Source organism: Streptomyces sp. NRRL S-495 (assembly GCF_000966955.1).
Classification (GTDB): Bacteria; Actinomycetota; Actinomycetes; order Streptomycetales; family Streptomycetaceae; genus Kitasatospora; species Kitasatospora purpeofusca.
On sequence record NZ_JZWY01001020.1, the window covers coordinates 1 to 8,537 of the forward strand.

Genomic DNA, 8,537 nt, shown 5'->3' on the forward strand with positions numbered 1-8,537 from the left:
CGCCGGACATGCTGTGGCCGCCCATGTTGTGGCCGCCGGAGCCGCCCCCGCCGCCCATCCCCTTGCGGAGCTCCGCGAAGGCCTGGTCGGGCGTGCCGGTGACGCCGTCCAGCCAGTCGTCCAGCACCACCACCCACTCCTCGTCGTACCCGAGCGGCTCCCTCGGGTCCTCGACGATCAGCGGCGCGTACAGGCCCCGGTCGAGCTGGACCCCGATGTGCGGATGGAACCAGTAGGTGCCCGGTCGGTCGGTGACGAAGCGGTAGGTGAAGCTGCCGCCCGGCGCGACCGGCCGCATGGTGACCGGGGGCACGCCGTCCATGTCGTTGCGCAGCGCCAGACCGTGCCAGTGGAGGGAGGTCGGGTCGGGCAGGTGGTTGTTGAGCGTGGCGACCAGGGTGTCCCCGGCCGTGGTGCGGACCGGGGTGCCCGGCAGGGCCCCGAAGGTCCAGGTCCGGGCGGTGGTCCCGCCACCCAGGTCGACGGTGTCGGCCGTCGCGGTGACGGTCACGGGACGCTCCCGGCCGGTGCCGCCGCGGGCGGCCTCCGCCAGGGCGACGGGGCTGCCGGAGGGGTCGACGAGCGGCGGTGCCGCGGGGCTGTCCGCACAGGCGGCGAGCAGGCCGGCGCCGGCGGCGCCGAGGCCCGCGAGCAGGAGGGAACGACGGTTGACGGTGAACTCGGGCGTCGAGGGCATCGAGGTCTCTCGGGTGTGTGCGCGTGGTGGCACGGCTGTCGCCCGTGCCGGTGGACGGGGCCGCTCGGCGGCGGGGGGCGGGAGTTCCGGCTCCCGGCCGCCGAGGGGCGCCTATTTGCGCGCGACGGAGAGGACGTCGAGGTCGGGGGGTGGTGCGCCCGGCCAGGGCAGGCCGGGGTGGGCGACCGCCGGGCGCGGCGCCGGGTCGGGGTGTCCGGGTGCGGCGAGGGCGGCGGCGGGCGGGGCGGCGAGGGCCGCACCGCGCGCGGGCACGGTCGAGGAGCAGACCCGGTGTTCGGCGCAGGCCCGGACGGGGTCGCTGACGACCGGCGCCGTGGTGCTCCCGACGGGAGCGGCGTGTGCCGCCGTGCCGTGCGCCATGACGGCAGGAGCGTGCGAGGCCGGCATCACGCCCGCCGGCAGGGTGTGGTGGCCGATCAGCCCGAGAGCCGTCAGCAGGAGCACCACGACGGCCGCCCCCGTCCACCGCCGGTGGTTCCGGTACGGACGCCCGGCCGCCCCGGTACGGGCGGCGGGCCCGTGGGGGGAGGCTTCGGCGTCCGGGCTGCACATGGCGGTCACCATACCCCACCCCGGTATATGCACGCCGTAAGACTCCCGAACCCGCCGTGCCGGTCAGGCCCACCCTTCGCCCTCCCCGGCGCCCTCCCCGGCCGCGCTCTCCGCCGACCAGGTCACCACGGGCGGACGGACCGCAGCGCACAGCGGCAGCCCCTTGACGTCCGTCAGACCGAGCCGGGCGACCAGCCGCCCGGCGGCCACCGCCTCGGCGAGGATCCGCCCGTCCACCCCGTCGAACATGAGCTTCGCCCGCCGGAACATGGTGAACCCGCCGTCCGGGTCGACGTTCCCCCACACCAGGTAGACGAAGCGCTGCCCGGGCCGCCCCTGGACATAGGGACCCTTGAGGTCGATGCCCTCGCCCAGCGGACTCGCCGCGCACTCCAGCGTCCAGGCGGCCGAGGCCGCGTCACCGGGGTGGAGGAGATCGGGAGAGTCCGGCCCGCCGGGGCAGGAGCGGCCGGGAAGGTCGACGGCTTCGATTCGGATCTGCACGGGGCCAGTCTCCCCGCCCGGCCCGCCCCGGCGCACCCCGCGCCGCACCCTCCGCCGGGGCCACCAGGGGTCAGAGTTCCCAGAGCCCCTTGCCGAGGGTGACCAGGCCGCCGGCCAGGGCCAGGGTCAGCACCACGAGCCGGGCAGGGCGTTCCGACACGTGGGCCGACAGGACCTGGCCGACGCCGGCGCCCAGGACGATGCCGGCCGCTGTCGTCGACCAGGCGGGGGCGGCCAGGTGCGGGACTCCCTTGGCGGCGATCGAGAAGATGTTGACGACCACTCCGTAGAGCTGGGCGTTGGGGACGAACTCGCGGGCGGTCCAGCCCGTGTTGACCGCGTAGAGCGACACGGCCGGGCCGCCGACACCGGCGGCGGAGTTCATGAACCCGCTCGCCGCGCCCGCCGCCACCGCGCCCCGGACGCCGCGCAGCGAGGAGGCCCGGACACCCCGGATCACCAGCAGGGCCGCCGCGGTGACCAGCAGTCCGATGCCGATCAGCAGGGTCGGCGGCGGCACCCGGTCCGCGACCAGGGCGCCGACCGGGACGGTGAAGGCGGCGGCCGCCATCAGCGGCAGCATCCGGCCCAGCCGGACCTGTCGCCAGCTGCCGGCCAGACCGATGGCGCTGATGACGCAGGCCGCGCAGTTGGACAGCGTCACGCCGTCACCCGGCCCCAGCAGCAGGACCAGTGCCGGTCCGCAGACGAGCGCGAAGCCCATGCCCGCGAGTCGCTGCACGGACGACCCCACCAGCACCAGTAGCCCCAGCAGTGTCGCGGCGCCCCAGCCGTCCGTCATGCATCCCCCTTCGCGCAGGCCAGGTGAGCCAGCCAACCGCACGTCCGGCCGGCGTCGTGCACCGGGTTCACCGTGGGACCCCCACGAACTACTACAGAGCTGTAGAGTCAAGGCGACTACCCGCGCCGCAGCCAGCAGGGGGAGACATGGCAGACCGTCCGCACCCGGACCCTCACGGCCGCCCGGCCGACGGAGCCGGGTGGCAGCCGCCGGAGCACGAGGTCGAGCCGGCGTACCAGCCGGTCCAGATCAACCGGACGGACGGCAGTTGGGCGGTGGGCCGGATCAACGGCTGGTGGCGGCCGTCGGCCGGCGACCGGGCCTGGTGCCGGGTCCGGGCACTGGGCCGGGGCGAGGCCCCGACCTGGGTGCCCTTCGACCCCGAGCGCCTGCTGCTGCTCCCGGCCTGCGGCACCTGAACCGGCGACCGGCCGCCAGTCCGCTCAGGCCTGCGGGCCGGACGGCGATCGGCCGAATCCACCCCCCTGCCCCCACCCCGGTGATCTTGCTGTGCCCATAACATGATCCGCACAACCGATCACCAATTGACAGGCGGGGACAGGGACATGACCGTAAAGGTCGCAGTCATCCACTACAGCGCCACAGGTACCGTGCACGCGCTCGCGCAGGCGGTCGTCGAAGGAGCGGCCTCGACCGGGGCCGAGGTCCGGCTGCGGCGCGTCGCCGAACTGGCGCCCGACAAGGCGATAGACAGCAATCCGCGCTGGCGGCAGCACGCCGACGCCACCGCGTCCTTGGAAGAGGCCACCCTGGACGACCTGGCGTGGGCGGACGCCTACGCGTTCGGCACACCCTCGCGCTTCGGCGCGCCGGCGGCGCAGCTCAAGCAGTTCATCGACCAGGCCAGCGGGCTCTGGCAGGAGGGGCTGCTGGCGGACAAGCCGGTGACGGTCTTCACCGCCGCGTACAACCGGCACGGCGGCACCGAGGCCACCATCCTGTCGCTGTCCAACGTCTTCTACCACTGGGGCGCACTGATCGTCCCGCCCGGCTACACCGACCCGGTCGTGTTCGCGGCCGGCGGCAACCCGTACGGCACCTCCTCGACCGGCGACTCCGAGGACGGTCCCGACCTCTCCACCCTGGCGGCGGCCCGCTACCAGGGCGAGCGCCTGGCCCGCACCACGCTCCGCCTCCAGGCGGGCACCCAGGCCCTCGCCTCCCCCGACGCCCCCGACGGCGCCGGCAGCGAACTCCCCGCCCACAGCGGCTGACCGACCGGCGGAGATCCTCGAACGGGGCCGCCGCCGTCGGGCGGCGGCCCCCGGGAGTCGTCAAGCGGGGTTCCGGCGGGGCCGCGGAGGGCGGGGGCGGGCGCCGCAGGTGGTGCGGCCGGCCGGGGCGAGGGCGTCCGGGGAGAGCCGCCAGCCCGGCGGGAGGGGGGTGCCGGCGCGGAGGGCGGCGAGCAGGGGTTCGACCCGGGCGGCCGGGCGCCAGTAGGGGTCGGTCAGGTCGGCCGGGCGCCAGTAGGAGCCGGCCAGGTCGGGGGGCGTGCCGAAGCGGCTCAGGACGAAGGCGGCCAGGAGCGGTACCAGGGCGGCGAGCAGGAGGGCGGGGCCGGCTCCCGTCCCGGCGGCCGCGGCGCCCCGGGCGGTGCCGACCGCGAGGAGGATCAGCAGCGGGACGGCCAGCCGGGTCGGCAGCAGCAGTGGACGGCCCCGGTCGGGGCCGGTGGTGCCGCCGACGATCAGGCCCCGGCCGGGGCCGGTGGTGCCGCCGACGATCAGGCCCCGGCCGCGCAGGGCCTCCTCCAGGCGGCAGGCCGCCGCGCTGGTACCGAAGGCCGAGCGCGGGGCGCCGAGCCATCCGGTGCCGGACGGGCCCAGCGCGGCGAGCAGCACGGCCTCCACCTCGTCGCGCGGGCGGGGACGGACCACCCGGACCGTCCCGTGCCGGTCGATCTCCACCCTCGCGTCCAGGAGCATCCGGGCCAGCGCCGTCTCCGCGACCCGCCAGACCCCGCCGGCCAGCAGGGCGAGCTCGTGGAGCGTCAGTTCCTCACCGTTCGAAGGCTCTCGGCCCGCCGTCCGGTCCTGCGGTCCGCGCACGGCCACCACCCCGCCCCGTCCACCGGCGCACCCCTCGGCGCCGCCGCCCGCAAGAGTATCCGGGCCCCGTTCCGCATCGGCGGGCGGCGGCAGGGGTACACGGACCGTTCGGGGGTGGAGCTCTTTCCGCCCTTCCGGTCCTCCCGGGCCGCCCGACGACGTACGGAGCCCGCGTGCAGGCAGCACCCATCGATCCGAGCATCCCCGACGCCTTCCTCACCCCCGTCGGACAGGTCTTCCGCCGCAGCCACCTCGGGCCGCCGCCCGAACTCGACGCCGACGCCTGGACCCTGAGCGTCGAGGGCCTGGTGGACCGGCCGCTGCGGCTGGACCTCGCGGCCCTGCGCGGACTGCCGCGCACGGACCTCACCGCCTTCCACGAGTGCTTCGGCAACCCCTCCCGCCCCGACGAGCCGACCCGTGCCGTCGCCAACCTGGCCTGGTCCGGGGTGCCGCTGTCCGCCGTGCTGGACCTGGCGGGTGTGCGCCCGCAGGCCCGTCACCTCTGGCTGGAGGGCGCCGACCGGGGCACGTTCGCGGGCGAGCAGGGCGTGGCCTACCTCAAGGACCTGCCACTGGACCTGGCCCGCGCCGAGGTACTGCTCGCCGACACCGTGAACGGCGCACCGCTGCCGAGGGAGCACGGGTTCCCGGTGCGCGCGGTGGTGCCCCGGTTCTTCGGCACCAACTCGGTCAAGTGGCTGACCCGCGTCGTCCTGGCCGACCACCGGCCCGAGCACCTCTTCACCACCCGGCTGTACACCCGGGTCCCGCGTGGCGGCGGCGCCGCTCGGCCGGTGCGGGAGGTCGAGGTCAACAGCAGGCTGGTCGGGGCGCGCGACGGGGACGCCGTCCCGGCCGGGCCGTTCCAGGTGACCGGCCGGGCCTGGGGCTTCGACCCGGTCGTCGCGGTGGAGGTCTCCGTCGACGACGGCGGCTGGCGGCCGGCCCGGCTGGAGTCGCGGGGCCCGCAGCCCGTCTGGCAGCGGTTCACCCTGCCGTGCGCGCTCGCCCCGGGCCGGCACCTGATCCGCTGCCGCGCCACCGACGCCCGGGGCCGCGTCCAGCCGCCCGACGGCGCGCGGAACGCCGTCCACGGGATCGAGGTGGTGGCCCGCTGAATCCCCGCACCGGGACGTGCCGCCGGCCCACCGGTCGCCACGACTGCGGCTGCGGTGCATAGGGTCGGGGAGAGATCCGACGGATCCGGTCGAGCATCTGCCCGGCCGGACGGGCAGAGCTGAGGAGCGGTGACAGTGACGATGCGGGACTATCCGCTGGTGGGCGGGCCGGTCGAGATACGGGGCGCGCTGGACCTGGAGGCGACACCCGCGGGAGTGATGCCGCGCCGGCTGCCGGCCTGGACCAAGGAGCAGTACCAGGATCCCTCGGTCTTCGGGGGGACGGTGATGCCTTCGGGAGTGCGGTTGGTGTTCCGCACCGACGCACGGGTGCTCGAGTTCGAGTTGCTCACCTCCACCGGGCAGCTCGACGGTGACCCGGAGCCCCGGCCGACCGGGATGCTGGACCTGAGGGTGGACGGTGCCCTTGTCGGGCGACAGCGGGCACCCCTGGGCCATGTGGTGCGGATGGCGGGCCCGGGAGCCCCGCAGCGGGTGGTCCCGGGCAAGCCGGCAACAGCGCGTTTCGACGGCCTGCCGGCCGGGATGAAGAACGTCGAGCTGTGGCTGCCGCCGCAGACTCCCACCGAACTGGTGGCACTCCGCGCCGACGGTGAGGTCCTGGCGCCCCTGCCCGACGGCCGGCCCCGGTGGGTGCACCACGGAAGCTCCATCAGCCACTGCCTCGAAGCCGACGGCCCCACCGGTACCTGGCCGGTGGTGGCGGCGTCGCTCGGCGTCGCGGAGGTGACCAACCTCAGCCAGCCGGGCAACGACATGCTGGACCCCTACGTCGCCCGGACGATCCGCGACCTGCCCGCGGACCTGATCAGCCTGGAGACGGGCGTCAACATCGTGGCCCGGGCCACCTTCCGGCTGCGCACCTTCGGCCCGGCGGTGCACGGATTCCTGGACACGATCCGGGACGGGCACCCGGACACTCCGCTGCTGGTGGTCTCACCGGTGAGCTGCCCGGCCCTCGACGGGTGTCCGGGCCCGACCGGGGTGGGCCCGGACGGGAGGATCACGGCGCTCGGGGACCCGGCCGAGGTGGCCCTCGGGGCGCTGTCGCTGCAGGTGGTCCGGGACGAGCTGGCGAGGATCGTGGCGGCCCGGCGGGCCCGCGACCCCCACCTGCACTACCTCGACGGACGCGAACTGCTCGGCCCCGCCGATGTGGACGACCTTCCCGACGGGCTGCACCCGTCCTCGGCCGCGTACCGCCGGATGGGAGAACGCTTCGCCGCCCACGCCTTCGCCGACCGGGGCCCGTTCCGCAGCTGACCGCAGACGCGGGCGACCGACCGGCTAGCGTCCTTCGAGCATCCGCAGGACGCCGTCGAGGCTCCGGCGGGTGATCTGCGTATCGGGATGGTCGGGTCCCAGCCGGTCGGCCTCGACGGCGAGGACCGCCTCCAGCTCCTCGCGGGCCTGCGTCAGCTCGCCCTGGTCGCGCAGGACCAGGGCGAGGCTGTACCGGGTGAGGAGGGTGCTGGGGTGCGTGTCGCCCAGCCGCTCCCGTTCGACGGCGAGGACCGTCTCGAACTCCGCGCGGGCCGGTGCCAACTCCCCCTGGTCGCGCAGCAGTCGGGCGAGTTCGTGCCGGGTGGCCAGGGCCGCCGGGTGGGTAACGCCCTGACTCTCCCGCATGACGGCCAGAATCTCCTCGAACTCCGCTCTTGCCGCCGCCAGGTCCCCCAGGTCGCCCAGGACGCGGGCGAGTTCGTGCCGGGTGGCGAGCACCTCCGGAGCGGTGTCTTCCAACACTCCCCGCAGGGCCGCCAGGACCTCCTCGAACTCCGCCTTGGCCACCGCCAGGTCCCCCTCCACGTACAGGACGCAGGCGAGTTCGTGCCGGGTGATCAGGACGTCGACGTGCGTCTCCCCGAACTGCTCGCGCTCGGCGGCAAGCACAGCCTCCAACTCCGCCCTGGCCTGCGTCGACTCCCCCAGGTCACGCAGGACGAGGGCGCGGTTGTACCGGGTGAGCAGGACGTTGGGGTGGGTGGCGCCGACCCGCTCGCGTTCGACGGCGAGGACGGCCTCGAAGGCCGCGCGGGCCTGGGCGTTCAGGCCCTCCACCATGAGGTGACGACCGGCCATGTTCACGGCCTCGCTGAGCCTCGGGAGCGCCTCCTCCGTGAGCCGCGCGGCGTCGGCCCGCTGGAAGGCGTCCAGGATGAGCGGGCGGAGCAGCCGCCACAGCGGCCAGGACCGCGGGTCCTCGGGCTCCCTGCTGTCGTCAGCGAGCGCCGTGGCGATCAGCAGCCGGGCAGCGTCGGCCTCGGCGTCCGGGGTCCGCGAGGCGTCGCGGACCAGCGGGTGCATCCTCAGCACGGGGGGTGTGTCCGGGGCGGCGTCGGGCAGCTCGACCAGGCCGAGCGCCGCGAGGGCCGTGAGGTGCTGCCAGATCGCGGGGCCGTCGAGGACGGCGAGCGGGCCGGCGTCGGCGAGGCGCTCGGGGGTGAGGAGGTGGGTGTACGGGAGGTCGGCGTCGGCGAAGGCGGCGAGGAGTTCGAGCAGGGCGCGGGCGTGGCCGTGGCCGCGCTGTTCGAGCAGGGCGACGGACATCGCCCAGGTCCGGGCGAGGACCTGGCCCGGGTCCAGCCGGTCCAGGCCGTCCTCCCAGGCCCGCAGGTAGCCGGTGTAGGTGGTCGGGGTGGCGGGGGCCCGGAACGGCGGCGGGGTCCGGTTCGACTGGTCGAGGTAGGTACCGGCCAGCCGCAGGGCGAGCGGGAGGCCGCCCAGTCGGGCCGCGAGCTCGTACGCCT

The 8,537-nt window shown here is 75.5% G+C and carries 10 protein-coding genes; 4 read left to right on the plus strand and 6 right to left on the minus strand.

All coding sequences use genetic code 11. The features are described from left to right. From VR45_RS38130 to VR45_RS38145, 4 genes are all read right to left on the minus strand, one after another. A partial coding sequence (locus VR45_RS38130) for a multicopper oxidase domain-containing protein (protein WP_045944539.1) occupies window positions 1-697 on the minus strand: 697 nt, incomplete at its 3' end. A gap of 111 nt (window positions 698-808) precedes the next feature. Continuing rightward, entirely contained in the window at window positions 809-1,270 is a 462-nt protein-coding gene (locus tag VR45_RS38135; protein ID WP_159394517.1) for a hypothetical protein, read from the minus strand. A gap of 63 nt (window positions 1,271-1,333) precedes the next feature. Then, the gene (locus tag VR45_RS38140) at window positions 1,334-1,774 is read right to left on the minus strand and encodes a DUF5990 family protein (protein WP_045944545.1); all 441 of its coding nucleotides are present in this window, start codon (window positions 1,772-1,774) and stop codon (window positions 1,334-1,336) included. A gap of 70 nt (window positions 1,775-1,844) precedes the next feature. Next, entirely contained in the window at window positions 1,845-2,576 is a 732-nt protein-coding gene (locus VR45_RS38145) for a sulfite exporter TauE/SafE family protein (protein WP_199926087.1), read from the minus strand. A gap of 146 nt (window positions 2,577-2,722) precedes the next feature. Between VR45_RS38145 and VR45_RS46410 the strand changes: the two genes are divergently transcribed. After that, a complete protein-coding gene (locus tag VR45_RS46410; protein ID WP_045944541.1) occupies window positions 2,723-2,995 on the plus strand; it encodes a hypothetical protein in 273 nt (90 codons plus the stop codon). Between the two features lie 147 nt (window positions 2,996-3,142). Continuing rightward, the gene (gene wrbA, locus VR45_RS38155) at window positions 3,143-3,811 is read left to right on the plus strand and encodes an NAD(P)H:quinone oxidoreductase (protein WP_045944542.1); all 669 of its coding nucleotides are present in this window, start codon (window positions 3,143-3,145) and stop codon (window positions 3,809-3,811) included. A gap of 60 nt (window positions 3,812-3,871) precedes the next feature. Here the strand turns inward: wrbA and VR45_RS43115 are convergent, their stop codons facing one another. Then, window positions 3,872-4,645: a TIGR04222 domain-containing membrane protein gene (locus tag VR45_RS43115; protein WP_159394518.1), complete on the minus strand. Its 774-nt coding sequence runs from the start codon at window positions 4,643-4,645 to the stop codon at window positions 3,872-3,874. Window positions 4,646-4,818: 173 nt separating this feature from the next. On the opposite strand from VR45_RS43115, the gene VR45_RS38165 reads away from it, so the two are divergent. Beyond that, window positions 4,819-5,766 carry a molybdopterin-dependent oxidoreductase gene (locus tag VR45_RS38165; RefSeq protein ID WP_045944543.1) on the plus strand — a complete coding sequence of 316 codons (948 nt, stop codon included), beginning with the start codon at window positions 4,819-4,821 and terminating at the stop codon, window positions 5,764-5,766. A 141-nt stretch (window positions 5,767-5,907) separates the two neighbouring features. Continuing rightward, window positions 5,908-7,050, plus strand: coding sequence for a GDSL-type esterase/lipase family protein (locus VR45_RS38170; protein WP_045944544.1), 1,143 nt, complete (start codon window positions 5,908-5,910; stop codon window positions 7,048-7,050). A 24-nt stretch (window positions 7,051-7,074) separates the two neighbouring features. Here the strand turns inward: VR45_RS38170 and VR45_RS38175 are convergent. Beyond that, the coding region (locus VR45_RS38175) for a tetratricopeptide repeat protein (RefSeq protein ID WP_052709695.1) at window positions 7,075-8,537 on the minus strand (1,463 nt) is incomplete at its 5' end.